The following is a 26047-nucleotide window of genomic DNA, read 5'->3' on the forward strand; positions in this document are numbered from 1 at the left end:
CGACCCAGGGGGAGAGGTGGTCGCGGGGCGTCGGTCCTGCCGGGCCGGACTCAGAGAGTCAGCCCGAGGCTGTTCAGGAACGCGGCCGGGTTGGACGCCGAGTAGACGTCACCGGGACGCACGCCCGGCTTGTAGTACTCGAAGTGCAGGTGGGCGCCGAAGGCGCGGCCGGTCTCACCGACCTTGCCGATCTGCTGTCCTGCGGTGACCTTCGTCCCTGGCGCGACGGTCTTGGCGCTGAGGTGCGCGTAGAGCGTGTGCGAACCGTCCTCGGCCTGGATGACGACGTGCGTGCCTGCCCAACCGCCTGCGCTCGAGGCGACGATGGTTCCCGAGACGACCGCGTAGACGGGGGTTCCGGTGGGGGCGGAGAAGTCGAGCCCGGTGTGGTAGCGCGACCAGGATCCGGTGGCTCCGAAGCCTGCGCTGTTGCGGTAGGTCCCCTTCGCGAGCGGGAGCGAGGCCCCGTCGACCGCGAGGTTGCTGGAGGTCGCCGCGACCGTCTGGTCGGCAGCCGCATCGGAGGCAGCGCGACGCGGGGTCGAGTCCGACGACCCGGAGGAGTCACCGTCGTAGTTGCGCGAGGAGCGCTTGGGCGTGTAGTCCGACGAGTCATAGGAGCGGTCGGAGTCGCCGGAGTACCTGTGGGAGCTCTTCTTCGTGGAGCTCTTCTTGGTGGAGGTCGACTTCTCGGGGGTCGACTTCTCGGAGGTCGAGCTCGTGGTGGTTTCCTTCGACGAGGTGGCCTGCTCGGTGGAGGTGCTCTCCTGCGTAGGCGCGGGGGTCGGGGTGGGCTCAGGGGTTGCCTCGACGGTGAGCTCGTCGACCGAACCGATGGGCTCGTCCGGGGTCGAGGGCTGCTCGTACTCCCAGTCGCCGTCGGAACCCGAATCGCCGGACCCCTCGTCAGAACCGTTGTCCGAGCCCGAGCCATTGTCCGAACCGGAACCGTTGTCCGAACCGGAACCGTTGTCCGAGCCGGAGCCGTTGTTCCCGGAGTCCGAACCCGAACCGGAGTCGGAGCCCGAGTCGTTGGAGTCGCCCGATGAGCTGCCGGTCTGGACAGTCGTGACGGGGGCGGTGTCGTCCGCCGAGGCGGTTCCGACGCCGAGTCCGGCCAGACCGATGGTGGCTGCAGCCAGGCTCACAGTTGCCTTGCGCCACCAGGTGCCCTGCTCGTTCGGCGCGGTGTAGCCGAGAGCACGACGGGGGTGGATGGAGTGGTTCTTCACTGTGGTCTCCTTGGATTGAGTGCTCCTACAGTCTGAGAGTTTCTCAGGGAAAACTCAAACTTCTTGAGCGCTTCCCACAGGATTCCACCCACAGCAGACGACCACTATCGCTCAGAACACGCTCACCTTTACCTGAAATCCTCTCAGGTTCCTCACAGGTTCACCGTCGACTGGAGGGCATGGAAAAGGGCCGTGCCCTCAGGCACGGCCCTTGAGTCTCGGCTCAGTTGAGGCCGACGAGGTCACACACGAAGATCAGGGTCTCGCCGGGGCCGATGACGCCACCGGCACCGCGATCGCCGTAGGCGAGGTGGGACGGGATGGTGAGCTGACGGCGACCGCCGACCTTCATCCCCTGGATTCCCTGGTCCCAGCCCTGGATGACCCGGCCGCCGCCGAGCGGGAAGGACAGCGGTGCGCCACGGTTCCAGGAGGAATCGAACTCCTCGCCGGAGCTGAAGGCCACACCCACGTAGTGGACGTGCGCGACGTCGCCGGCCTTGGCCTCTGCGCCGTCGCCCTCGACGATGTCGGTGATGACAAGGTCAGCCGGGGGCTCGCCGCCCGGGAAGTCGACCTCTGGCTTCTCGTTCATGTTGGTCATGGTGCCGAGCCTACCCGGCCGCGACCTCCGGGTCAGGCCGACGTCGGGGCCAGCACGCCGCCAGGAACAGCGTGGCGAGCGCGAGCAGGGCCCACAGCGTCTGAGCGTTACCGAGCACCTGCTGCCACGGTGTCCACTGGACCACGCCGTCGTCGACGATCGGCTGTTCCCAGATGATCCGCGAGTAGAAGACCCACACGCCGAGCGCTGCGACCGCTCCCCCGACCCAGGCGACAGGGGCCGGTTCCGTGCGCCACAGGAACGCGAGCACGAGGATGGCGGGGACGCACCAGACCCAGTGGTGCGACCAGGACACCGGCGAGGCGAGCAGCGAGTACAGGCCCATCGTCACGATGGCCGCCGCCTCGAGGCCAACGGCGGAGAGTCGCCACATCAGCCAGAGCAGGCTGAGCCCGAGCACTGCGCAGGAGGCGAACCAGACGATGCTCGCGGTGGTGTCGTCGAGGATCAGGCGCTGGACGAGGCCGTTGATGGACTGGTTGGCAAGGTAGGCCAGGTTGCCGATCCGGTCGGTCGAGACGATGGTCTCGGTCCAGTAGGTGACCGAGTCACGCCACGTGACGGCGAACCCGATCGCGGTGTAGACGAGTGCTGAGGCGATCCCGACGAGCATCGCCCGCCACTGCTTCCGGACCAGGAAGTAGGCGAGGAACACCGCCGGGGTGAGCTTGATCGCCAGCGCGAGGCCGACGAGGCAGCCCTGCCATTTCCGGCCACGCAGGGCGATCAGATCGATCACCACGAGGGCCATCAGCACGTTGTTGATCTGCCCGAACCAGATGGTCTCGCGCATCGGTCCGATCCACATCGTCGCGCCGGTGAGCGCGACGGCGAACCAGGCGGCGCGGCTCCCGGTGAGCCCGCTCACCTCCTTCGACACCACCCACACCCCTACCGCGAAGGCGACGATCGAGACGACGGTGAACAGCGCGGAGGCGACCTTGAGCGGCATCAGCGCGAGCGGCGCAAACAGAATCGCGGCGATCGGCGGATAGGTGAACGGCAGGTTGGCGCCCAGCTCGATGTCGGGCAGTCGTCCATAGAGGTCGCCGCCCTGCAGCAGCACCTGTCCTCCGAGCCGGTAGACGTCGAGGTCGGTGCGGTAGACGTTGGCACCCCGCTTCGCCATCCAGAACTCCTCGAGTCCCGGCACCCCGTAGAGCAGCAGGAACGCCCCCACCCCGACCGAGGCGAGCGCGAGGATCCGGAAGGCCCAGTTGTCCAGGACCCGTCCCGCGATCTCGGCGACACGGGCCCGGGCCGGGTGCGGCGAGGTCTCCATGGCGGCCATTGTGTCACTGCCAGGAGGGGCACCGCTTCTGCGATCAGACCGCGTCAAACCGCCCGGTGGACACCGAGGCCCGATTCACGCGGCGGTCGGGGGCTCAGCCGGGTCCAGCGCGGCAAGCGCCGCAGCCAGGACATCCACCGGCGCCGCCGAGGTGTCCAGCACGGCGTGCTGGCCCTCCCATGGCTCGAAGGCCCGGGCCCTGGCCTCCACCTCGGTCCAGTCGGGCTCCGGCACGTGGGCCAGACCGCGGTCGCGGCCGTTGAGTCGCTCCCGATGTTCGTCGAGGTCGGCGAGGACGAGCAGGAGCGTGATCAGCTGCGCCCCGGTCGCCTCGGCTGCCCGCTGCCAGGTCTCACGCGCGGGCGACGAGTCGTTGACCGCGTCCACCACGACGGTGTGCCCCAGCGCCAGGTTCTCCTCCGCCACCGCCCGAGCGGCCTCGTAGGCCGCGACGCCCGTCGTCCAGTCGGCGGGGAGCCCGGCGCCGAGGAGGGCGTCCTCGACGAGGTCGACGCTGACCCGAACCGCCCGCAGAGTCGACCCGAGACCGTCCGCGAGCGTCGTCTTCCCCACGCCCGGCAGCCCGGACACCACGATCAGCCTCGACCCGTCCATCCCCGAGACGCTACGACATCGCGGTCGCACACGCCGAAATGATCCCCGGCCGGGCCCGCCCGGTAGCCTGTTGCTGTGAGCATCACCTGTCGTCCCATCTCCGCCGAGGAACATCTCGGCTTCATCGACCAGCGCGGATCGGCCTCGTTCCTGCAGACGCCGGCCTGGGCGCGCGTGAAGTCCGAATGGCGTGGTAAGTCCGTCGGCTTCTTCGACGGCGACCAGCTGACCGGCGTCGGTCTCGTGCTCTACCGGCAGCTGCCGAAGCTGAAGCGCTACCTGGCCTACCTTCCAGAGGGGCCGGTGCTCGACTGGTCCCGCAGTGACCTCGGCGAGCACCTCTCCGCCCTTGTCGCCCACGCGAAGAAGCGGCGCGCCTTCGCGGTCCGGATCGGACCGGCCATCGTCCAGCGGCGGTGGTCGCCCGCCACCATCAAGGCCGCGATCGCCGATGAGAGCATCACGCGTCTCTCCGAGATGACGCCGGATGAGACCGTCCTGGTCGCCACGCGTGCCCGCAACGAGCTGATCCATGCCGGCTGGGTGACCGACGAGACGGGCCACGGCTTCGCGGCCGGCCAGCCGATGTTCAACTTCCAGCTCCCGCTGCGCCACCCCGACGGCACGCAGAAGTCCGAGGATGAGCTCCTCAAGGGCATGAACCAGCTGTGGCGGCGCAACATCAAGAAGGCCACCAAGGAGGGCGTCACCGTCCGAACGGGCACGCGCGCCGAGCTGGCCGACTTCCATCGGATCTATCTCGAGACGGCCGAGCGCGACGGCTTCACCGGCCGTTCGCTTGGGTACTTCGAGAAGATGTGGGACGAGCTGAACGCCGAGCGCCCCGACCGGATGAAGCTGTACCTCTCCGAACACGAGGGCGATCTGGTGGCGGCCACGACGATGGTGCAGGTCGGTGAGCATGCCTGGTACTCCTATGGCGCCTCCACCAACGCCAAGCGTGAGGTTCGCGGCTCGAACGCCATCCAGTGGCAGATGATCCGCGACGCGAACGCGGCGGGCTGCGCCGTCTACGACCTGCGCGGCATCACGGAAGGGGTCGGGGCCGACGACCCGGAGATCGGGCTGATCCAGTTCAAGGTCGGCACGGGAGGCGAGGCTGTCGCCTACCTCGGCGAATGGGACTACGCGATCAACAAGCCCCTGCACTTCGCCTTCAACCTCTACCTGAAGCGGCGGTGACCCGATGCCCCTCACGCTGACCATCGACCGCGAACGCTGGACCTCGCACCAGAGGGATCTGCTGGGCGAGGTGCCCGGACTTGTCCCCGTCGCGAAGGGCAACGGCTACGGCTTCGGCCTCGCGCAGCTCGCCGGGCAGGCCCAGGTGCTCGGTCTCGGCACGATCGCCGTCGGCATCGCCCAGGAGGTCGACCTCGTCCGCGCAGGGGGCTGGACCGGCGACGTCGTCGTCCTGAACCCGTGGCGTCCGTTCGACGAGCTCGCCACCGCGCAGCTGGTCGACCCGTCCGTCATCGTGACCATCTCGCGGGTGGAGGACCTGAAGGCGTTGGCCGAGCAGCATCCGGGCACGCGGGTGATCGTCGAGATCGAGACGTCGATGCACCGTCACGGCCTCGAACCGGGTCAGATCAACCCCGACGACCTCGACCGCCTGCGCTTCGAGGGCTGGACGATCCACCTTCCCGCGACGGGTTCGCTCGCCGAGGCGCGTCGGCTCGCGCGGGCCGGCCTCGCCGTGCGGCCCGGACCGATCTGGGTGTCCCACCTGAGCGTCGCCGACTACAGGGCCCTCCACGACGAGCTCGATGTCGAGACCCACATGCGGGTGGGCACCCGGCTGTGGCTCGGCGACAAGGGCGCCTACCGGACCACCGCGACGGTGCTCGACGTGCACCCGATCGCCAAGGGCGCCGCTCTCGGCTACCACCAGCACAAGGCACCGAAGGACGGCCACCTCCTGATCGTCTCCGGCGGCACGGCGCACGGGGTCGCGATGGCGGCCCCCGTCCCGCAGCGGTCGCTGCGCCAGCGAGGCGTGACGATCGCCCAGGGCGTGCTCGACGCGGTCGGCCGGACGTTGTCGCCCTACGAGGTGGCAGGCAGGAAGCGCGACTTCGCGGAGCCCCCGCACATGCACTCGTCGATGATCTTCATGCCGGGCGAGGCCCGAGTGAAGGTGGGCGACGAGATCCCGGTGACCACACGGATGACGACGGTCACCACCGACGAGATCCGCTGGGCCTGACCCACCGTTCCTCGTGCGGTCCGCCCTGAAGCAGCGGCGCCGCCGTCCGCGATCCCGGCCACAGCCCTCAGGCGGGTCTGCGGTCGTGGCCAGAACCTTTCGACGAGGCCTCGCGTGACTGCGTCGAGCGGAGGCTGCTCAAGGAACACAGAGGGGTCGCCTCACTCCCCCGTGAGGCCGTCGATGCTCTCGCGCAGCAGGTCGGCGTGGCCGGCGTGACGGGCGTACTCCTCGACCATGTGGGTGAGGATCCAGCGCAGGCTGTAACGACGACCCTCAGGCCCGTGGACGGCCTCCATGGCGCCCGGCTGGTACTCGATCAGCCCATTGACGAGGGTGCGTGAGCGGTCCATCGCCGTGCGCCACAGCGCGCGCAGTTCGTCGCCGCCGTCGTGGGCGGCGCTGTTCCAGTCGAAGTCCTCATCAGCGTCCCAGTCGGCGCTGTTGAACGGCTCGATCGGCTCGCCGCGGCCGATGGTGTGGTTGAACCAGTAGTCCTCCACGAAGGCGAGGTGCTTGAGCATCCCGCCGAGCGTCATCGAGGTAGGGGGAAGGCTGTGGCGAAGCTGGGCGTCGGTCAGGCCGTCGGTCTTCCAGGCGATGGTCCCGCGCAGCCACTCAAGGAACCCGAGCAGCGTCGCCGCCTCTCCTGCCGAGGCAGGGGGCTCGGGTCGGCCCTGTTCGTCAATCATGATCTCGGACATGTTCCGACGCTAGCGCCACCGCAGCCGCGCGCGCAGGACCTGCGTGGGAATCCCGACGAAGCCAGCAGACTTCAGCGGACGAAGCGTCCCCAGCGCACGGAACCGTGCGCGAAGACCACCCGTCGTTGGCCTGCCTGCCACAGACCTGCCCAGTCGAACCGTGGCTCCGCCTCACCGAGCTCGTCGATGTCTGGCCACTCCAATTCCCCGCAGTCGGTGTCGCCGCAACCGCACCCACCCCACACCACGAGCGCGCCCGACTCCACCTCGCTCCGGGCCACCTCGGGGTCGATCTCGTCGAACAGCAGCTCCATGGCGGTGCCGTCCGGGGTGCTGATGATGTCGTCGGCGTTGCGCTGTCCGGGGACGAGGGCTGCCCGCCACTGCACGTACGGGTTGGCACGCGCGTCGGCGACGAGCTCGGCCATCGTGCGGCGGCTAGCCGGTCGCCTGCGGTGCGACGCCATGGTCCGTTAGGAGGTCGGTCTCGGCCGGCGCGGCCACCGGCGCCAGCACGTCGCCGTCATTGAGCACTCCGCCGAGCGGATCGGGCGCGTCGGGTGAGCGGAGGGCATCGCGGGCGGGACGGACGATGTCCAGCATGGACTCGACGAGGATCCAGGCCTGGACTCCTGCCCGCAGCGCAATGGCAAGCCAGTACAGCAGGTACGGGCCCGACTGGTTGGTGGTCAGCGCCCCTCCGAGCCAGCCCCAGATCGCCAGGTAGTAGCCGACCTCGGCGACGGTCAGCGCGATCAGTTCAGGCGGGAACGGACGCGCGAGGATGGCCGCGACCAGCACCCACAGCGACGCCTGAGGCGGATAGGCGGGGCCGAGGATGGTGGCGGCGAGGATCACGACGGCGACCAACGACCCGATCCTCGGGCGCTTGCCAGAGACGTACAGCCAGGCGATCAGGATGCCGAGGAAGGCGACGAGCAGGAGAAACGCTAGCGAGCCCGTGTCGCGGGTCGGCGCCCCCAGCAGCGAGGCGAGGTACCAGATGGAGCCGTACCCCGTCTGCTTGTTGATCTCCTGGTGGTAGAAGGCGTAGACGGCGTCGAAGTTGTCGATCAGCAGCGGGAGGTGGACGAGCGTGAAGGTGGCCACGGAGGTGAGCCCGAACCTGAGCGCCGTCCGCCACCCGGAACGCAGCCCGCAGGCGACGGTGATGGCGAGCACGACGGCGATCGGCATGGTGCCCGCACTCGCGGCGAGGCCGAGGATGATCGCCGACTCGAAGACGCGGCCGCGGGCGAACTGGACGAGGCCGAGCAGGGTGAACGCGATCGGCACCAGGTCCCAGGAGATCAGCCCGGACGCGAGCACGATCGGCGAGGCGGCGAGCAGCATGCCGTCCCACGATGGCCTGCCCACTCGCGCGTCGCGGCCCAGGTAGGACATGGCGAGGGAGGCGATCACGAAGCAGATGAACAGCCCGACGGTGGTGAGGGCCAGGAAGGTGAGGCTCGAGTCGATCTGGGCCTGCAGGTCGGCGCTGCGCGTGACCGGCGCGTTGAAGATGCCGGAGGAGACCTTCCTCGTGAGCAGGATGATGACGGCGATGAGGGGCGAGAACAGCAGCGAGTCCGCGCCGAGGGGCGAGCGGCCCTGGCCGAACCCCTGGCTGAGGAAGGTCGTCTGGATGTCCGAGTAGCAGACCCGGATGTAGGCGTTGACCGCGTTGGCTGCGTCGGTCTGGACGCAGGGGATGTGGCGCAGGAAGAGGATGACGAACAGCACGCTCGCCGCGAGCACGATCGTGGGTCGCGGGTCGAACCAGGCGCCCCGAGGGCGCGCATGTCGGCCCATGGGGCCGCCGAGGCGGGGCAGCATCGCGTTGTCCACGCGCCTCACTGTAGCCGCAGCCACGGCGAAACCCGTCGTGGCTGCCACCACTGTGAGCGACTACGGAGCAGCCGTCTCTCCGCCGGAGGAGTCCCCACCGTTGCCCTGGTTGCCTCCGCCGCTGTTGCCACCCCCGGAGGTATTGCCACCCCCGGAGTTGTCGCCCTGCTCAGGGGGCGGTGCCTGGGTGGTCGGGGCCTTCGTCGGCTCGACCGGTTCGGAGGTGTTGGGCGGAGGCGTGGTCGCCTCCTTGGTGGGTTCCTTGGATGGCTGCTTCGACGGCTGCTTTGAGGGCTCCTTCGTCGGCTCGGTCGACTCCTGCGTGGGAGGCGGTGTCGATGCAGGAGCGCTCGTCGGCGCCTCGGTTGCCGTCGGCGAACTGGAGGGCTCGGGGCTCGGCTCGTCGGACTTCTCCGGGTCCTCGGTCTCGTCGCGAGCAGGACGCTGGCTCTCGTCGGTGGTGTCGCCCTTGTCCGCCTTGATCGGCTTCGGCTCGTCGAACTCCTCGACCGGCATGCCTGCAGAGGCGAGCTCCATGAAGTCGACCCAGGTCATGAGTGGGTAGGTCGATCCGAAGAAGGTGGAGTCCTGCGGCCGCTTGTAGTCCTCAAGGTCCTCGGTACCGCCATCGCCTGCGACGAACATCACGGCCGTTGAGATCTGCTTGGTGTAGCCGACGAACCAGGCCGACGTGATGGCGCCGTTGAAGTCGTTGGTGCCGGTCTTTCCTGCGACGGGACGCTCGAGCCGTTCGGCGCGGCGTCCGGTGCCCTCCTCGACCACCGAGGTGAGCGAGTCGGTGACGTTCGCGGCGACATTGCTGTCGATGGTCTGCTCGTTGGCAGGCTTGGCCTCGTAGAGCACCTCGCCCTTCGAGTTCAGCACCTGCTTGACGATGTGCACCTCGTTGCGCTGGCCGGAGTTGGCGAGCGTCGCGTAGGAGTTGGCCATGTTGTTGGGGCTGACCTCCGCGAAGCCGAGGGCGACGCGGTTGATCGGGTCCCATGCCTTGTCCTTCAGCGTCGGGGCGCCTGCGTCGTTCGCGGCCTTCATCACCTGGTTGGGGCCGTCCTCCATCTGCTGGGTCATGTCCACGAAAGCAGTGTTGATCGAGTCGGCGGTCGCCTTGCGCAGGGTGACTGCGCCGTACTGGCGCCGGAACTCGTTGCGGATAGGGGTGTCGTCGCCCTCAGGGGTGAACGTGTTTCCGTTGAACACCGACTTGAGGGAGAACCCGTTGCGCAGGCCTGCGATGGTGGCGAACGTCTTGAACGTGGAGGCAGCGGGGCGCGGGGTCGTCGCCCAGTTGCGGCTGTTGGCGACGTAGTCGGCGCCTCCGTACTGGGCGAGCACGCCTCCGGTTGCGGTGTCGACGGAGGAGATCGCGACGTGCAGGTCGGCCGGGTCGGGATTACCCTCGGCGTTCTCCGCCGCCTCCGCGGTGTACTTCTGCGCCGTCTGGATCGCGGCGGTCTGCATGTTCTTGTCGAGAGTGGTGACGACCTTGAGCCCGCCACCGTGGATCTCGGCCTCGGTGAACCCCTTTGCGGCCAGTTCGTCCTCGATCTGCTTGATCAGGTAGCCCTTCGGGCCGCCGTAACGGTTGTTGATCGGCACCTCGGGGAACTCCGGCAGCTGCGGCTTCGCCTCGTCGTACTGGGCCTGGGTGATGGCCCCCATCTCGAGCATGCCCGACAGCACGTAGGTGTAGCGGCCGTAGAGGCGGTCGAGCTTCTCCTGGCCACCGGACGGGTTGAACCCGGCCGGGTTGTTGAGGATGGCTGCGAGCGCGGCCGTCTCGGCGACGGTGAGCTCGCTGGCAGGCTTCAGGAAGTACGACTTCGCAGCGGCCTGGATGCCGTAGGCACCGCGGCCGAAGTAGATCGTGTTCAGGTAGCCCTCGAGGATCTGCTCCTTGCTCATCTCACGACCCATCTTGGTGGCGAGGAGGAGCTCCTTGATCTTGCGCTGCATGGTCTGGTCGGACTCGAGGTACAGGATCTTGATGTACTGCTGGGTGATGGTCGAGCCGCCCTGGACCTCACCGCCGGTGGCGATGGACCAGGCGCTTCGCGCGATTCCCGTCACGGAGAACCCGGGGTCCTCCCAGAAGCTGCGGTTCTCGGCCGCGATGACGGCGTCCTTCGCAAGCTGCGGCATCTCGTCGTAGGTGAGGCTGACGCGGTTCTGCACGGCGAGCGAGCCGAGCTGGTTGTTGCCGTCCTGGTAGTAGAGGAACGTCGTGTTCGTCTGGAAGTCGCTGTGCGCGTCCGGCAGTCGGGTGTCGTTGTAGAGGTACAGCATGGTGCCTGCACCGCCCAGCCCGAGCACGATGAACAGGATGAGGAGGGTGACGCCTATGCGTCTCCAGATCCTGCGGGCGCGCGACTTCGTCTTCTTGCCGCGTTTCGCCTTTGCGCCAGATTTAGCCATGTTCTACCTCGACCGTCTTCGACCCTCGTTCCGGGTGGGGCCCGGGACCGACGGGTGCCTTCTTCGTGTGGTCTTCCCCACCTGCCGCCGATTGGCGTGCCGTCGGCACCGCATGAGCCGGGTCGGGGCGGAGGTTTCCGCCGGGGCGACGCGGATCGAGTGGCTCGACCGGGGTTCCTGAGTCGCGGGATGAACACCCGTGGGACGCCGCGAACCGCCGGAGTTCACCCGGGGGTGCAGCGCGCCGACGACCGTCCCGCGCTCGGACCACATGCATCCAGACTACGATGCGACGTCAAAAAACCTGTCCTCCGCGGTCGTGCGGGGGTCGGCCCCGGTCGTCAACGAGGCCGGTCGCCGTCCCGCCGTGGTCGCTGATCGCCATCGTCTGGGCCCTGCCGCGGAGGGGGGTGGATCCCGAAGGTCGCGGCGCTGACCGGGTGGCTCCCGTTCCAGGCGCGCACGAGCAGGAACCCGAAGAGAGCAAGACCGGCGCGGCCCACTCAGGCAGCGTTCCAGAAGCCGTCCTCGGCCGCCTGGTCCTCGCTGATCAGCCAGATCTTGCGGATCAGGCCGTCCTCCACATTGAAGATGTCAGCGCCGTGCTGATCGAGGGGCTCCACGCCCGGGCGCTGGGCGCTGAACCGGATGGTCGTGACAACCAGGTCCCCCGCCGGGGCGACGTTGTCGGTCGCGAGCGCGAAGGGGCCCCGCTGAGCTCCATGAAGCGGCCGAGGTGGGCAAGGATCGCGTCCGGGCCGACGTGGTCCCCGGAGGACGTTGGCGCCCGGCTGGTGCCACACCGCATCCTCCGCGAGGACCGCGCGCACGCCTTCCAGGTCGCCTGTCGCCATCGCAGCGCCGTAGCTGGCCACCGTGTCCATCGCAGTCATCTGGTTTCCCCTGTCTGGTAGTTGTGCTTGCCCTTCGAAGCTATCCGGGGGCAGGGTGGTTACCTCAACGTGACCTGGGGTGAAGCCGGCTTCCGCACCTTCGGCAGACACCACGGAAGGTGGGCGCGTGGCCGACTTCAACGTGTTTCAGCGAGCTGCCCTTCGCGCGCCTCGCCTGCCCGGATCGCGAACCAGCGGACGGCGATGCTCGTCGTCATGCCTAATGACGGACCGCGCAGGTTCGGCGAGGTGCACCGCGCGGTAGAGGGGATCAGCAAGAAGGTGCTGACCGACACCTTGCGGGCGCTGGAACGCGACGGGATGGTCGAACGCTCGACCGATGGTGAAGGCGTCGTGCGCCATGGGCTCACCGACCTGGGACGCACCCTGCATGAGCCCCTGCAGGCGCTGCGGGTGTGGGCCGAGTCGCACGTCGAGGACGTGCACGCGGCACAGGACCGCTACGACGAGCCGGTCGACGATGCGATCCTGCGATCCGTCCAGACCACCTGAGGTCCGGTCAGAGCGTTGGCGCACCTCCGGGGAGGATCGGACCGCGGATGCCCGCCTCCGCGAGCGCCCGCTGGGCGCGCTCGCGGACCGCGCGGGTCGGCCCCCACTGCTGATCCGGCCCGGTCTTGAGGCTGATCTGCATGGTCATCGTCCCGCCCGACGTGGAGCCGACGCCGAGCACGTTCGGGTTCTCGAGCAGCTTGGTCGACCATTCGGGCTCCTCGGCCATGCTGCCGACCGCCTTGCGCAGCACCGCCTGCACCTTCTCCGGGTCCTCGTCGATGGCGACGGGGATGTCGATCGTCGCGGTGGAGAAGCCCTGCGAGACGTTGCCGAGGGTGAGCACCTCTCCGTTGCGGACGTACCAGACGGTTCCCGTCGGATCGCGCAGCTTCGTGACCCGCAGGGTGACCTCCTGGACGGTGCCGGTGAGGTCGCCGACCTTGATCAGGTCGCCCACCCCGAACTGGTCCTCGGTGAGCATGAAGATGCCGGAGAGGTAGTCCTTCACCAGCGACTGGGCCCCGAAGCCGAGGGCGACGCCGCCGACACCCGCCGACGCGATGAGCGGGCCCATCGGGACGCCGAAGATGGCGAGCACCGTGAGCAGCGTGATCACGACGAGCACGACATCGACGACGTTGCGCAGCAGCGAGCCGAGCGTCGCGATTCGCTGCTTCTGCCGCTGCGAGGCCAATCCGCCCGCCCGGGTGAGGATCTGCCTGGCCCGTGAGCCGAGCTCAGCGTCAGGCTCGCGGGTGTTCTGCTTGGCCGTGAGCACGCGCACCGACCGCTTGATCACGAAGACGAGCACGAGGCGCAGCACCAGCGCGACCAGCACCACGATCCCCGCCATCAGGAGCTTCTCCCAGAGATCTTCCATGGGCCAAGCCTGCCAGCCCCGACCTCCGCCGCGCTGGAGGGCCCGCGCGTGAGGCTCGGTGGGCGGACGAAGGCGACCTCCGCACCGGGGCGGGCGTCGACCCGCAGCCGGAGCGAGTCGGTCGATCGCACCGCTCCCGGTAGACTTGTCCCCCGTGCCAAGCCTGACCCAAGCCCAGACCAACGCGATGCAGGAACTCCTGCGCATCGCGCCAGTCATCGACGACCTTGGCAACCTCTTCTCCGACGCCGGGCACGAGATCTACCTGGTGGGCGGTTCCGTGCGCGACGCCCTGCTCGGCGTCCTCGGGCACGATCTCGACTTCACCACCTCGGCCTCGCCCGATCAGACCGAGGCCCTGCTGAAGCAGTTCACCCCGACCACCTGGGCGATCGGCAAGGAGTTCGGCACCATCGGGGCGCTCAAGCGCTCCGAGGGCAACGACTGGCAGATCGAGGTCACCACCTTCCGCGCCGACGTCTACCGCAGCGAGTCCCGCAAGCCGGAGGTCGCCTTCGGCGACAACATCGACGGCGACCTGGTGCGTCGCGACTTCACGGTCAACGCGATGGCCATCAACATCGCCACGCGCGCCTTCGTCGACCCCTACGGCGGCCTCGACGACCTGGCCGACGGCATCCTGCGCACGCCGTCGACGCCCGAGATCAGCTTTTCCGACGATCCCCTGCGCATGCTGCGCGCCGCCCGCTTCGCCGCCCGGCTCGGCTTCTCGGTCGAACCCGGCGTCGTCCAGGCGATGAAGGAGATGGCCGAGCGGATCGACATCGTCTCCGTCGAGCGGATCCAGGCCGAACTGACCGGCCTGCTGCTGACCGACTCGCCGCGCGAGGGTATCGACCTGCTCGTGCGCACCGGGCTGGCCGACCGGTTCCTCCCCGAGCTGCCCGCGCTGCAGCTCGAGGTCGACGAGCACGCCCGCCACAAGGACGTCTACGAGCACTCCCTGACCGTGCTCGACCAGGCCATCGAGCTGGAGAAGGCACGCGGCCACGAGCCGGACATCGTCAACCGGCTCGCGGCCCTGCTGCACGACATCGGCAAGCCGGCCACGAGGCGCTTCGAGGGTCCGAAGGTGACGTTCCACCACCATGACGTGGTCGGCGCGAAGCTGGTCACCAAGCGGCTCAAGGCCCTCTCGTACCCGACTCACGTCGTGAAGTCGGTGGCGAAGCTGATCGATCTGCACCTGCGCTTCCACGGCTACTCCGACGGCGGGTGGAGCGACGCGGCCGTCCGTCGCTACGTGCGCGACGCGGGCGACGAACTCGAGCGGCTGCACATCCTGACGCGTGCCGACTGCACCACGCGCAACCGTCAGCGCGCGACGCGGCTGCGTCGCGCCTACGAGGAGCTGGAGTGGCGGATCGACGAGCTCGCCGCCCAGGAGGAGCTCAACTCGCTTCGCCCCCATCTGGACGGGACCCAGATCATGGAGGTGCTCGACCTCAAGCCGGGCCGAGAGGTGGGCCAGGCTTACGCCTTCCTGCTCGAACACCGCACCGAACACGGCCCGATCCCCGAGGACGAGGCGGTCGACCTGCTGCGCGCCTGGTGGGCCGAGCGCAACGGCTAGGAGGGCGCTGAACAAGGTGTGATCTGAGGCGGGTATGGCGTGAGGGGGGCGGGCGGAGCGCCGCCAAGGCCGTCTTTGCGGCAGTGAGGTCAGCACCCTGGGGTGCGACAGTCGGGGTCGTTCCGCCCGCCTGAGGCCATCCTGCGCTCGATCGGGGCGGCGTGGCAAGGGCCCAGCGGCCCCCGGTCCCACCCTCAGGCGATGGCCCAGGTCCCGTCCTGGACGGTGAGCCCGAGGTTGAGGAGGCGTCGCAGGTTGAGACCGGCGGCGCGGTGGTGCAGCCAGGCGTCGTTCTTGGCCACGCCCCGGTAGGGCACGCGGCGTGCTCCGCGCGTGAGCCAGGCGATGGAGCGTTCGACCATCGGCCGGTGCCGTCGGTAGACGGCCTGGAAGTCCGGGTCGGTGGCTCGTTCGCGGTGCTGTCGTTGGAGCTGGTGGTGCTCACCCAGGGTGACCTTGCGGCCACGTTCGGCGGTGGTGCACCGCTGCCGCAGCGGACAGCCGGCGCACGCGGCGCCGAAGGTCACCTTGCCCTTGGCACTGACGCCGCGGGTGAGCCCGGCCGGGCAGGTCAACGTCCCGGCGACCGGGTCGTGGATGAAGTCGTCCAGGGTGAACCCGCCCTCGACAGCCGGCCGCAGCGGCCAGGGTTTGAGGACCGGTTCCCACTTGCGGGCATCGAGCGTGGCCAGCATGTCACCGGAGGCGTAGGCGGAGTCGCCGAGCACCTGCACCGGCGCGTCAGGGGTGGCGGTGAGGGTGGAGTCGGTGGTGACCAGGTCGGCACCCACCGCGGCGTCGGAGTGCTCGGCCCCGTTGGTCTTCGTCAGCTTCACATCGTCATCAGCCCGGTGTCCGGCTCGACGACGACATGGGCCTTGAACCCGTCCTGACGCCGTTCGCGGGTCTTGTGCGCGTGCCGGGCATCGGGGTCGACGGTGGAGATCATCCGGTCCGGCGCGGTCTTGCGGGCGATGCGCCACCGCCCGTCGGTGCCGTCGGAACCCTCCGCCGGCTCGACGTCCTGCCCGGCGACCAACGCCAGCAGCGCGAGGGCCTCGGCCGGTTTCCCACCCGCCTCGGACAGCAGCGCCAGGCCGTCCGGGTCGCCGTGCTCGTCGTGGTGGGCGGCGTCGAGAGCGGCCAGCAGGGCCAGGGCGTCGCCCACCAGTGCGCTCACCAGCTCGGTCCGGGCGGCCTCGTCCTCCCAGGCGATCCGCGGCTTGCCAGCGACCGTGTAGTCACCGCCGGTGACCTCGGCCAACCGGGTGCACTCCTGGACCACCAGTGCGTGCGCGCCCGGCACGTCGCGGCCGACCCGGCGGATCGAGGCGATCAGCTGGGTGACCGTGTCCTGCCGGGCGACCGCGTCGTCGAGCACCGTGGAGTCCAACGCCCGCCGCGTCTTGCCCGACAGGACACCGGTAGCCATGACGACCTCGCGGACCGCCTCGAAGATCCGGTCCGGACGTTCGCTGGCGGCCAGCCGCTTACGCCAGTACGTCAACGTCGAAGGGTGGAACCCGGCCCCGTCGACCGCGTACCCGCACGCGGCCTTCCAGCGCAGGTCGAACGTGAGCGCCTCGACCGCTTCCCTGTCAGAGTGCCCGTACAAGGACTGCAGCACCAGCACCGAGGCGATGACCTCTGGCGGGATCGAGGGCCGACCCCGCCCCGAGGGAAACAGGTCGGCGAACAGCTCCGGCGGGAACAACCGCAACCGGTGCTCGGCCAGGAACGCGAACACGCTCCCCGGCACCAACAGATGTCCCGCCAACGCCTCCACGTCCAACAGCTCCCGCTGCCGATCAGCCTCACCCTGCATGAAACAAGGATCGCAAGCCCACCCCGATCAGCACCCCGCGACGCGCGGGTTATTCAGCACCGTCCTAGGGCCACACCGCGTCCTTGCCGTGACCCACCGATGCGGGCTCAGCGGCGGAAGGACCCCGTCGTGGTCGACTCCGGGGTCGACGCAAGGCAGTGGAACAACCGGCTTCCGCCCTCGAAGGAGGCCTCGCTCGGAGGCAGCACCTGAATGTCGAAAGTGTCGGCAGGCAGGCCGGTGTAGGTCCCGAGGTTGGCGTAGGTGCACGCCTCGATGACCGCCGGGTCGTTGGCCACGTCGTCGATGTTTGCCGAGGCGATGTCGTCGTCGAGCGAGCCGTACGCGAACGCCTCCCAGGCGTGTTCCTCCGAGCAGTCGACCTGGTTCGCGGTGTAGAACCCGCTGATCGTGACGAGGCCACCGAAACAGGTCGGGGTGGACGGTACGAGCACCCCCTCTGGGAGGCTCGGGTCCAGCGGGCTCGGCTCCGACTCGGTCGGCGCCGGGGGCTCGAGCTCAGACTCCTCGGGCGAGAGTTCGGGCGACTTGGGCGTGCTGTCGACCGGCGTGGTGTCCGAGACGGGTGGCGTGTCGGCGGCGTTGGTGCCTCCGAGGAGCTGCGCGGTGGCGAAGACGCCACCACCGACGGCGACGAGCGCAAGGGCCCCGACGACGACCGGCCACGCCCGACGTGGGCGGGTCGCGCCGTCGATCGAGGCGGCGAATGGCTGCGGAGCACTCCCCGGCGAACTCAGCGGGGCGTTGGGCGTCGGAGGGAGCGGCGGACCGCCACCGGAGCCGGGGGTCGGCGTCGCCGCGGGAAACTTCTGCCTCTGCAGCTGCCCGGGGGTGAGGCGGGTCACCTCCGAACCGGCAAGCACGTTGTGCGGCCGCCCCAACTGGCCGCGCAGCTCGAGCAGTGCGGAGTTGAGTTCGGAGCCGTCCGCGAAACGCAGCTCGGCCTGCGGCGCGGTGGCCCGCCAGATGATGCTGAGCAGCGGGTCGGAGCCCTGGATGTGCGGGGCGGCAGGCAGCGGGCGGTACAGCGTCTGGATGATCTCGGCGACGGTCTGCGGAGAGCCGTCCTCCTGATGCCGTGGCGCGACGCCGGTCAGCACCGAGTAGAGGGTGGCGCCGAGCGCCCAGACGTCGGCGCGCTTGGACGGCTTGGCCTGCTCGAAGGCCTCGGGCGCGGCGTAGGCAGGGGTGAGGGCCTCGAGCGTGACGGAGACCTCCCCCTCGGCGGGGAGGGCGGCGAGGCCGAAGTCTCCGAGGCGTGGGGTGCCGTACGGGTCGATCAGGATGTTCGACGGCTTGATGTCGCGGTGCAGGATGCCCTTCTCATGGGCCGCGGCGAGGGCGCTGGAGATGGCGATGCCCAGCTCGACCACATCGGGGGCTGGCATCGGGCCGCTCCGCTTCACCAGTTGCCCCACCGACCCGTTGTCGCACAGTTCCATCACGAGATAGGGGCGGTTGTCGCGCGTCGTGCCCGCATCGATCAGCGAGACGACGTGCGGATGAGAGGAGATCAGCGCCGAGGCGGTGGACTCCCGCAGGAAGCGTCGCTGGTTGCGTTCGTCGTCGAGGACCCGGGAGTCGATCTTGATCGCGACCTCACGGTCGAGCGAGATCTGCCGTGCGCGATAGACGGTGGCGAACCCGCCCTTGCCGATCGCGGCGCCCAACTCGAAGCCAGGAACGAGGCCCTCGGGCCCGTGCTGAACTCGGTTGGACATGGTGCTCCTGAGGCGTCGGTGTTGTGAGGCGAGTGTATCGGCCGCCCAGTCCTCCACCATCTGGTTGAGTCTTCATCAAACCCGGTGAAGAGATATATGCTTGCACCATGCAAATAAACCAGGGTCTGTCTGAAGAGCTGTTCCGGCTCTTCTCCAACCTCGGTCAGGCGGCACACCAGACGTCGGCGAAGGCCCTCGCGAGCCCCATCCAGTTCACGCTCATGGTCACCCTCGCCGACCGGCCCCGCCGCGGAAGCGATCTCGTCGAGGTCGTCGGACTCGACCAGTCGACGATCTCGCGCCGGATCGCCGGACTGTGCGACGCCGGCCTCGCGGAACGGATCCCCGACCCGGTCGACGGCCGTGCCCAGTTGACGCGGCTCACCCCGGCGGGCCTTCAGCTCATCGAGGCCGAACGCGCCCGCCGCGTCCGCACCGTCACCGACGCACTCGACGACTGGTCGGACGGTGACCGCGCCGACCTCTCCCGCCTGCTTTCACAGCTCAATTCCTCGCTCGAGGCTCGCCGCGGCCTCGGCCTCCAAGGAGACTAGATGTCTGAACCAACCGAGACCTTTCGTCTCTCACCCGAGTCGAAACGCGTCTTCATCGGCCTGATCATCGGCATGTTCGCGGCGTCGATCAGCCAGACGATCGTCGGCCCGGCGATGCCCCGCATCGTCGCCGAACTGGGCGGCATGGAGCACTACTCGTGGGTCGCGACCGCGGCAATGCTCATGTCGGCCGTGGTCGTCCCCATCGCGGGAAAGCTCTCCGACCAGTACGGGCGCCGTCCGTTCTTCCTCGCCGGCCTGATCATCTTCATGATCGGGTCGCTGCTTTCGGGTCTTTCCGCGAACTTCTGGATGCTCGTCGCCGGGCGCGCCATCCAGGGCATGGGCATGGGCACGATCATGCCGCTGTCGCAGACCATCATCGGCGACATCATTCCGGCCCGTCAGCGCGGCAAGTACCAGGGCATCATGGGCGCCGTCTTCGGCCTGACCTCGGTCGCCGGCCCGCTCGCAGGCGGCGTGATCACCGACAACCTCGGTTGGCGCTGGCTGTTCTTCATCGCTCTGCCGGTCGGCATCGCAGCGTTCATCCTGGTCGCCCTGTTCCTGCACCCGCCGCACACCCCACGCGACGCGAAGGTCGACGTCGCAGGCATGGTGACGCTCAGCGCCGCGCTCGTCGCGATCCTGCTGGCCACCAGCTGGGGAGGCACCACCTACCCGTGGGCCTCGCCGATGATCATCGGCCTGTACGTCGTGGGTGCGTTGCTGCTCGCGCTGTTCATCTTCATCGAGACGAGAGCCGAGGAGCCGGTGCTCCCGCTGCGTCTGTTCCGCTCGTCGATCTTCACCCTCACCAACATCGCGGTGTTCGCCTTCGCGATGCTGATGTTCGGCGCCATCATTTACATCCCCGTCTACGCGCAGGGTGCGCTCGGCGTCAACGCGACCAGCTCGGGCCTGATCCTGATGCCGCTGATGATCACGTTCGTGGTGCTCGGCATCGTGACCGGCCAGGTCGTGACCCGCACCGGCCGCTACAAGGAACTGATGCTCGCCGGCATCGTGATCATGGGCGTCGGCGTGGCCTTCCTGACCCGGCTCAACCACACCTCGACCCCGTGGCAGCTGTCGCTCGCGATGGTGATCCTCGGCACCGGCATGGGCATGGTCTCGCAGCAGTACGTCCTGGTGATCCAGAACGCCTCCACCAGGCGGGACCTCGGGGTGGCGACGGCGTCGACCCAGTTCTTCCGCAACGTCGGTTCGACCGTCGGCGTTGCGCTGATGGGCACCGTGATGAACTCCGGTCTGCAGCAGGCGATCGCCTCCCATCTCCCCGAGGGCGCGGGCTGGGCGCGGCCGGAGGGCGGGCTCGACGCCGGCTCCGTGCTCGACCCGACGGCGCTCAGCGGGCTGCCTCCCGTGGTGGCCGACGCGGTGCGTCAAGGCATCGCCGACCAGCTGCACTGGGTGTTCCTGCTCCTGTACCCGCTGCTGGCGATCCAGTTCATCGCGACGTTCTTCATCAAGGTCCTTCCCCTGCGCGAGACGCTCGACGACCCCGGGCGCGAGATGCTCGACTCGATGGCCCAGACCGCCGCCCATGAGGGCGACGTGGTGCCGGTGTTCCACTCCTCCAGCACCACAGGCGCCAGGTCACGCGAGCGCGTCATGGGCTACCGGTTCCATCTGATGGCGGAGCAGTCCGAACAGCCGCAGCACACCATGCTTCGCCGCGCCGTCGAGGAGATCGGCTCCGGCGACCTGGTCCGCGGGCAACGGCTGCTCCACATCGCGGGCGACATGCTCGTCACGGAGGATCCGGAGATCGCAGCCGACCGCGAGAAGTACGCGGCCGAGGTCGCCTCGAGGGTCAAGGGCGGATCGATCCTGTCGCCCGACCTGCGGATCGACCTCGCCACCGTCTTGTCCGACGTCGACCGCAGCGCCGTCGTGGGGAGCGTCGAGCCGACGGTGGCCGAGCAGCACGTGGCGGTCGACGTGAGCCGCCTCCAGGAGGCCGCGACCGACCTCGCGGTCGCGTTCCTCGCCGACATCTCAGGCCGGAGCGGTCGGCTCAACCGCACGGACGACGAGCGGGTCTGATCGACCACCCGAGGCCATGATGGCGGCATCGCGCTCAGGCGCGGTGCCGCCGTCGGCGTCCCCCGTCCGCTGCCGAAGCGCCACGGATAGGGTTGCCTCATGCGAACCCTGCGGACCGTGACCATGAACACCGGCTACGACGACTACTACAGCGTCAGCGGCCTCAGCTGGGGCGGCCGCGGCACCCAGCACAGGTTCGTGAGCGTCTGCTCGGGCAAGGGGATCAGCTGCGCGAGGACCGCGACCGCGCTGGCCATCCCCCACGTGGCCTACGGACTGATCGGGGAGCACGACCACGACGACTTCTCCAGGCGGCTCGCGGACGAGCACATCGAGCACCGCCTGTTCCGCGTTCCGGGCACCGCGCGCCACAACCTCACCCTCGTCGACGCCACGGGCGAGAAGGTGGCGGCCCACTTCATGGCGTCCGGTTACAGCTTCGACTCGCCCATGGTGGTCGCCCCCATGGTCGAGACGGTGCTCGCCGAGACCCGCCCGGGCGACATCGTGACGTTGAACGGTTCGACGTCAAAGGGGCTCGCGTCGCAGACCTGGGCCGCGCTCGCCGCCGGCCTGATCGAGCGAGGCGCAGACGTCATCGTCGACGCCCAGAACGAGGCCCTCATGGATGCGCTGGAGGTGCGTGGCGTGCTCGCCTTCAAGCCGAACGACGACGAGATCATGGCGATCCCCGCCGTCGCGGAGGCATACGACCATGTCGGCGCGGCCCTCGACCTGTTCCGCTCCGCCGGGGTGAGGATCCCGCTGGTGTCGCTGGGCGCGGACGGCGTGCAGTACCTCGACGAGTCCGGGAAGCGGATCCATGCGACGTGCCGCGTCGAGGCACCGATCCAGTCGGTGATGGCCGGCGACGCGTTCGTCGCGGGCTTCGTGTGGGGCGTGATGAGCAGCCAGGACCAGCAGGAGTGGGTGCGCCACGGGCTCGCCGCCGCAGCCGCCCACGTCGCAGGTCTCACCGGTGACGGCCTCCTCGCCCGCGCGAAGGCCAACCTCTCCGAGGTGCGGTTCGAGCCGGTGGGCTGACCCGGTAGGCCGGAGGGCACGGTTGGGGCTTCAGTCGCGCTCCGACGCCGAGCGGGAATCGATCAGCTCGCCTCCGGAGGACCACAGCGAGAGTCCCTTGGCCGAGCGCTCCACGAGGACGCCGACGACGCAGGCGATCGCCAGGCCGGTCCCGCTGAAGTCGACCATCCGGTCGAGGGTTCCGGTCCCCGGCAGCTCGGATAGCAGGACGAGCACGCCCCAGCCCCCGAAGCCGAGCAGGAACCGCGGGACGATGCCCCATCCGATCCCTCCCGGCCAGGTCGGGCGGAGCCAGACCGCACGCTGGCCGAGCGACTCGCGGCCCCTACGGAACGCGAGCAGGGCCGCGAGGACAACGGCGGTCGCGATGAAGCGGTCCCACGCACCCTCGGTCTGCGTCTCGTCGCTGAACACGAACGTCGAGATCACGCGCCAGATGGTCAGGCACAGCGAGGGGAGCACGATGAGAAGGCTCGCGTCGATCACCATCCCGACCAGTCGGCGGGTCCGGGTCACGGGGCGCGGACGGCGGCGGGTGCGGGCCGACTCATCCGGGTCGGGAAGGAAGAACAGCACGACGGGGGCGGCGACCGCGCCGATCAACGCCCCGGCCGAGTTCAGGATCAGGTCGTCGACGTCGCCCACGCGGTAGCGACAGGGGAACAGTCCGAAGCCGCCCGTGGTCTGGGTCGCCTCGATGAAGGCGGAAAGGGCGACGCCGCTGAGGAAGGAGAACACGATCCCGCGCCCGAAGAAGCGACGCATGAGGGCTCCCCAGGGGATGAAGAGCAGCACGTTGAACGCCACCTGCAGGAAGACGAAGCTCGTCAGCAGGGCCCGCGCCCCGTGCTGGGCGTGGTACTCGATCAGGTCGCCGACGAAGGCGAACGGTGTGAGGTTCCGGCCTGGCACGGGGTGGGTCGAGCACCACTCCTGCGTGGGGATCGGCAGCAGCGTGTAGGCGATCAACGCCACGCCGTAGACGGAGACCATGGCCGCGCCGATCAGGCGGATGAAGCGGATCTGACCGTGACTGCGCGACTCCCACACGAGGATGGGCACGATGAGCGCCGCGAAGGCCAACACCCCGAACAGCACCCCCACGAAGGCGGGCCAGGTCCACGCATCAATCACGCCACCCGAGTATTCCGTCTCCGGAGCACCCGCTCAATGCCGGGTGCGACACGCGCCCGCACCGGACACCCTCGTCGCAGAGGGTAGCGACCCGGGTCGCAGGCAGCCTGTGCAAGGCTGTGACCAGGCACGATGCCCAGGAGGTGCACGATGGACGGATCGCCGCCCACCCGCGATGGGTGGCGCTCGACACCGCGTGACGGTGCGAGGCTTGGCGCGACCGGGCATGGCCGGTGGGGGGTGGCTGCCGTCTTGGGGGCGTCAGCGGTCGTCTGCTGGTCCGTGCTGGCGATGCTGCAGGTGCTGATTCTGAACCCCCTCGCCGCCATGCCGGGCTGGACCCTCGCCGAGATCGGCGACGGGGTCCGCGCCGCAGGCGACTCCATGGGGACGCCGGCGAGCGTCGTCATGCTCGGCTTGCCGATCGTGGCGGCGCTCGTCGTGTGCTGCGTGTTCGCCGCCGGGCGGATCAGCGTCCGCCAGATGGTGAACTCGCTGCTCGGCGTGCTAGCGGCATCCGGCCTGATCTACCTCTGGGCGTCGGCCGGGCCGGCCATCGCGATGGCGGACGCCTTCGGGATCAGCGGCGGCGACCACACGGGCTGGGGCTGGACGCTGCCGGCCGTCAGCGCGGCGGCCCTCCTCATGCTGATCGCAGGCGAGGTGAGGTGGTGGCGGGGTTCAGCGGTGCGGACCCGCCGCCCCGGACGACCGGCTACCGCCCGCTGAAGAGCGCCTGCCCGACGTACTCGCCCTCGGCGACGCCGGGTGGTACAGCCCAGAGCCCTGAGCCGACGTGCTGCAGGTACTCCATCATCAGGTCGTTGCGGCTGAGCTTGGACTGCATCGGGATGTAATGGGTGCGCGGGTCGGTGACGAACGCGATGAAGAACAGTCCGGCAGAGAGCCGGCCGAGCGAGTCGTTGCCGTCGACGTAGTTGTAGCCGCGTCTGAGCAGGTGCACGCCGTCGTTGTGGTCGGGGTGGGCGATGGCGACGTGCGAGGCGGCGTCGACGATGGGCACACCGCCGCGGCCCTCGAGCCGGAAGTCGGGCTGGTCGAACTCAGTGCCGCCCGACAGGGGAGCACCCTCGCGCTTGGTGCGCCCGACGATGTTCTCCTGCTCGCGCATCGGGGCGCGGTCCCAGGTCTCGACCTGCATCCTGATCTTGCGGGCGACCAGGTACGACCCACCGGTGAGCCAAGCGGCGTTCGGGTCGGCGCCTTCGGGCACCCACACGTGCCTGTCGACCAACTCCGTCTGTTCGCCCCGCACCCCCATGGTCCCGTCCTTGAAGTGAACAGGTTGCGCGGGGTCGACTGGCTGACGCTCGTCGAGGACGTGCGGCCGAAGCCGAGCTGCGACCAGCGCAGGCTTGCGCGCCCGAACGCGATCCGCGTGAGGTTGCGCACCGCGTGCACTGCGACCTGCGGGTCGTTGGCGCAGGCCTGGATGCAGAGATCACCGTCGGAGAGGGCCGGATCGAGGTTGTCTGCGACGAAGTGCGGCAGCCGCTCGAGCGCCGCCGGACGCCTCGAGGCGATCCCGAACCGGTCGTTGCCTGAGGCGTCCTCGAAGAGCGTCGGCCCGAAGCCGAACGTGATGGTCAGGCCCGTAGGCGGAAGGTCATAGGCCTCCCCCGTGTCCTCGGGCGGGGCGTCGTAGCTGCCGGACATGGCGTCCAGCTCTCCTGCCGATCCGCCCTGGGTCATTCGCGCGGCGGCGACGGTCCACTCGGTGAGCAGGCCGATCAGGCCTTCGCGGTCGAGCCCGTCCGCGACGTCGAGGGCGGCGAAGTGCATCCGGTCCTGGGCAGGCGTGACGATCCCCGCCTGGTGCGGGCCGTGGTAGGGGTAGGCGTCGGAGGCCTCGGGCTCCGCGTCCTCTTGCCGCGAGCCGGCCGTGGCGAGGACGAGCGCGCCCGCTGCGGCGCCGCCCACCCCTCCCGCTCCGAACAGCCCGCGGCGGCTGAGGTCGCTCATGACAGGATCGCGCCGGACATCTTCGACAGAGGCTCGGAGAGCGCGTTGACTGCGTCGGCGAGCTGCTTGACATCCTCGTCGCTGAGCTTGTCGTAGGTGACGAAGCCCTCGCCTTCGCGGTGCTTGTCCAGCAGGCTCTGCAGCTTCGTGAACGCCTCCTCGATCTGCTTGTCCAGCGCCTCGTCCTTGCGCTGCAGGAGCGGACGAAAGCCCTCCCACTCGACCTTGGCGCCGTCGACGTTCGCCTGGAAGTCCCACAGGTCGGCTGGGCGGTCGCGCCCGAGTCGCGGGCGGCCGCCTTGGACGCTGCCCAGATGAACAGTGCGGTCTCGAGCCCTTCGCGGCCGACGGCGAGGAGGGCGACGACGACGAGCGGCCAGGGTCGCGTGGCCTCGTCGAGGCGCCGCGCAGGCTCCTGCTGAGGCCGCGGGCCGCGGTCGCCATCCAGAGGATCATCCAGGTGACGAACGCGACCGCGACGATCGAGAGAGTGCCGCCGATGAACTCCTGGGCCTCGAAGGTGAGGCCCTTGGGGCCGTAGGTCAGGACCGCCCCGAAGAGCAGGGAGATGCCGACGGCGACGCCGACCCCGGTCCAGATGTAGCGCAGGTCGCTGTGGCGGTCGGACTTCACCAGGTAGGCGATGAGGATACTGACGATCGGCGCGGCTTCCAGACCTTCTCGGAGCCCAATCAGAAAATTAGCCAACATCGGTATTGCCTTTATTCATCGGTAAGGTGCACCTAAAGACCTCCGACGGGGTGCAAAGTCAATCCGTGGCGCTCACGAGTCCGTTCCGCGGTCGGTTTCGCCGTGACCAGGGACGTCGTCGCT

At 69.1% G+C, this 26047-nt stretch carries 22 protein-coding genes and 3 pseudogenes; 8 read left to right on the forward strand and 17 right to left on the reverse strand.

The window, feature by feature from the left end:
- Window positions 1-50 precede the first annotated feature (50 nt).
- From BW733_RS06980 to BW733_RS06995, 4 genes are all read right to left on the reverse strand, one after another.
- Window positions 51-1232: a M23 family metallopeptidase gene (locus tag BW733_RS06980; protein ID WP_077349154.1), complete on the reverse strand. Its 1182-nt coding sequence runs from the start codon at window positions 1230-1232 to the stop codon at window positions 51-53.
- 223 nt (window positions 1233-1455) lie between these two features.
- A complete protein-coding gene (locus BW733_RS06985) occupies window positions 1456-1827 on the reverse strand; it encodes an FKBP-type peptidyl-prolyl cis-trans isomerase (protein ID WP_077352799.1) in 372 nt (123 codons plus the stop codon).
- A gap of 19 nt (window positions 1828-1846) precedes the next feature.
- On the reverse strand, window positions 1847-3139 hold the full coding sequence (locus BW733_RS06990) for a glycosyltransferase 87 family protein (protein ID WP_161490164.1): 1293 nt from the start codon (window positions 3137-3139) through the stop codon (window positions 1847-1849).
- Window positions 3140-3223: 84 nt separating this feature from the next.
- Window positions 3224-3763: a P-loop nucleotide/nucleoside kinase family protein gene (locus BW733_RS06995; RefSeq protein WP_161490165.1), complete on the reverse strand. Its 540-nt coding sequence runs from the start codon at window positions 3761-3763 to the stop codon at window positions 3224-3226.
- Window positions 3764-3838: 75 nt separating this feature from the next.
- Between BW733_RS06995 and BW733_RS07000 the strand changes: the two genes are divergently transcribed.
- Both BW733_RS07000 and BW733_RS07005 read left to right on the forward strand, forming a co-directional pair.
- Complete coding sequence (locus BW733_RS07000) at window positions 3839-4966, forward strand: lipid II:glycine glycyltransferase FemX (protein ID WP_077349158.1); 1128 nt, start codon at window positions 3839-3841, stop codon at window positions 4964-4966.
- A gap of 4 nt (window positions 4967-4970) precedes the next feature.
- Complete coding sequence (locus BW733_RS07005) at window positions 4971-5993, forward strand: alanine racemase (RefSeq protein ID WP_077349159.1); 1023 nt, start codon at window positions 4971-4973, stop codon at window positions 5991-5993.
- A gap of 161 nt (window positions 5994-6154) precedes the next feature.
- On the opposite strand, the gene BW733_RS07010 is transcribed toward BW733_RS07005, so the two are convergent.
- The 5 genes from BW733_RS07010 to BW733_RS07030 form a co-directional block, all read right to left on the reverse strand.
- Window positions 6155-6697, reverse strand: a complete 543-nt coding sequence (locus BW733_RS07010; RefSeq protein ID WP_077349161.1) for a DinB family protein — start codon at window positions 6695-6697, stop codon at window positions 6155-6157.
- A 71-nt stretch (window positions 6698-6768) separates the two neighbouring features.
- Window positions 6769-7125 carry a hypothetical protein gene (locus BW733_RS07015; RefSeq protein ID WP_077349163.1) on the reverse strand — a complete coding sequence of 119 codons (357 nt, stop codon included), beginning with the start codon at window positions 7123-7125 and terminating at the stop codon, window positions 6769-6771.
- 10 nt (window positions 7126-7135) lie between these two features.
- The gene (locus BW733_RS07020; RefSeq protein ID WP_077349165.1) at window positions 7136-8545 is read right to left on the reverse strand and encodes a glycosyltransferase family 87 protein; all 1410 of its coding nucleotides are present in this window, start codon (window positions 8543-8545) and stop codon (window positions 7136-7138) included.
- A gap of 60 nt (window positions 8546-8605) precedes the next feature.
- Window positions 8606-10978, reverse strand: a complete 2373-nt coding sequence (locus BW733_RS07025) for a transglycosylase domain-containing protein (protein ID WP_077349167.1) — start codon at window positions 10976-10978, stop codon at window positions 8606-8608.
- A 503-nt stretch (window positions 10979-11481) separates the two neighbouring features.
- A complete protein-coding gene (locus BW733_RS07030; protein ID WP_077349169.1) occupies window positions 11482-11871 on the reverse strand; it encodes a nuclear transport factor 2 family protein in 390 nt (129 codons plus the stop codon).
- A gap of 216 nt (window positions 11872-12087) precedes the next feature.
- On the opposite strand from BW733_RS07030, the gene BW733_RS07035 reads away from it, so the two are divergent.
- Entirely contained in the window at window positions 12088-12384 is a 297-nt protein-coding gene (locus BW733_RS07035) for a winged helix-turn-helix transcriptional regulator (RefSeq protein ID WP_202970302.1), read from the forward strand.
- Window positions 12385-12391: 7 nt separating this feature from the next.
- Here BW733_RS07035 and BW733_RS07040 read toward each other — a convergent pair whose 3' ends face one another.
- Window positions 12392-13267 (reverse strand): mechanosensitive ion channel family protein, encoded by an 876-nt coding sequence (locus BW733_RS07040; RefSeq protein ID WP_077349172.1) that lies wholly within the window; start codon window positions 13265-13267, stop codon window positions 12392-12394.
- 187 nt (window positions 13268-13454) lie between these two features.
- On the opposite strand from BW733_RS07040, the gene BW733_RS07045 reads away from it, so the two are divergent.
- Entirely contained in the window at window positions 13455-14861 is a 1407-nt protein-coding gene (locus BW733_RS07045; RefSeq protein WP_077352803.1) for a CCA tRNA nucleotidyltransferase, read from the forward strand.
- Window positions 14862-15055: 194 nt separating this feature from the next.
- Here BW733_RS07045 and BW733_RS07050 read toward each other — a convergent pair.
- Together BW733_RS07050 and BW733_RS07055 are read right to left on the reverse strand one after the other, a co-directional pair.
- Window positions 15056-16686, reverse strand: a pseudogene (locus BW733_RS07050) (IS1182 family transposase).
- A gap of 107 nt (window positions 16687-16793) precedes the next feature.
- Window positions 16794-18428, reverse strand: a complete 1635-nt coding sequence (locus BW733_RS07055; RefSeq protein WP_161490166.1) for a serine/threonine-protein kinase — start codon at window positions 18426-18428, stop codon at window positions 16794-16796.
- Between the two features lie 107 nt (window positions 18429-18535).
- Here BW733_RS07055 and BW733_RS07060 point away from each other — a divergent pair, with 107 nt between their 5' ends.
- The 3 genes from BW733_RS07060 to BW733_RS07070 all read left to right on the forward strand — a co-directional run bounded on the left by BW733_RS07060 (window position 18536) and on the right by BW733_RS07070 (window position 22096).
- Entirely contained in the window at window positions 18536-18982 is a 447-nt protein-coding gene (locus BW733_RS07060; RefSeq protein WP_077349176.1) for a MarR family winged helix-turn-helix transcriptional regulator, read from the forward strand.
- Window positions 18983-21052, forward strand: coding sequence for an MDR family MFS transporter (locus BW733_RS07065; RefSeq protein WP_077349178.1), 2070 nt, complete (start codon window positions 18983-18985; stop codon window positions 21050-21052).
- Window positions 21053-21151: 99 nt separating this feature from the next.
- Window positions 21152-22096: a 1-phosphofructokinase family hexose kinase gene (locus BW733_RS07070; protein ID WP_077349180.1), complete on the forward strand. Its 945-nt coding sequence runs from the start codon at window positions 21152-21154 to the stop codon at window positions 22094-22096.
- A 30-nt stretch (window positions 22097-22126) separates the two neighbouring features.
- Here BW733_RS07070 and BW733_RS07075 read toward each other — a convergent pair whose 3' ends face one another.
- Window positions 22127-23230, reverse strand: a complete 1104-nt coding sequence (locus tag BW733_RS07075; protein ID WP_077349182.1) for a VanZ family protein — start codon at window positions 23228-23230, stop codon at window positions 22127-22129.
- 282 nt (window positions 23231-23512) lie between these two features.
- Between BW733_RS07075 and BW733_RS07080 the strand changes: the two genes are divergently transcribed.
- Window positions 23513-23959 carry a hypothetical protein gene (locus tag BW733_RS07080; RefSeq protein WP_152024600.1) on the forward strand — a complete coding sequence of 149 codons (447 nt, stop codon included), beginning with the start codon at window positions 23513-23515 and terminating at the stop codon, window positions 23957-23959.
- On the opposite strand, the gene BW733_RS19290 is transcribed toward BW733_RS07080, so the two are convergent.
- The 4 genes and pseudogenes from BW733_RS19290 to BW733_RS20065 form a co-directional block, all read right to left on the reverse strand.
- Window positions 23946-24512: a Dyp-type peroxidase gene (locus tag BW733_RS19290; RefSeq protein ID WP_237268330.1), complete on the reverse strand. Its 567-nt coding sequence runs from the start codon at window positions 24510-24512 to the stop codon at window positions 23946-23948. The genes BW733_RS07080 and BW733_RS19290 overlap by 14 nt on opposite strands.
- A 128-nt stretch (window positions 24513-24640) precedes the next feature.
- Window positions 24641-25213 (reverse strand): annotated as a pseudogene (locus BW733_RS19295) (Dyp-type peroxidase); the annotation flags it as partial.
- On the reverse strand, window positions 25210-25593 hold the full coding sequence (locus tag BW733_RS20060; protein ID WP_152024823.1) for an imelysin family protein: 384 nt from the start codon (window positions 25591-25593) through the stop codon (window positions 25210-25212). The gene BW733_RS20060 and the pseudogene BW733_RS19295, both read right to left, overlap by 4 nt.
- Window positions 25560-25924 (reverse strand): annotated as a pseudogene (locus tag BW733_RS20065) (FTR1 family protein); the annotation flags it as partial. The pseudogene BW733_RS20065 and the gene BW733_RS20060, both read right to left, overlap by 34 nt.
- Between the last annotated feature and the right edge of the window lie 123 nt (window positions 25925-26047).

Origin of the sequence: Tessaracoccus flavescens (assembly GCF_001998865.1) — a bacterium.
Classification (GTDB): Bacteria; Actinomycetota; Actinomycetes; order Propionibacteriales; family Propionibacteriaceae; genus Arachnia; species Arachnia flavescens.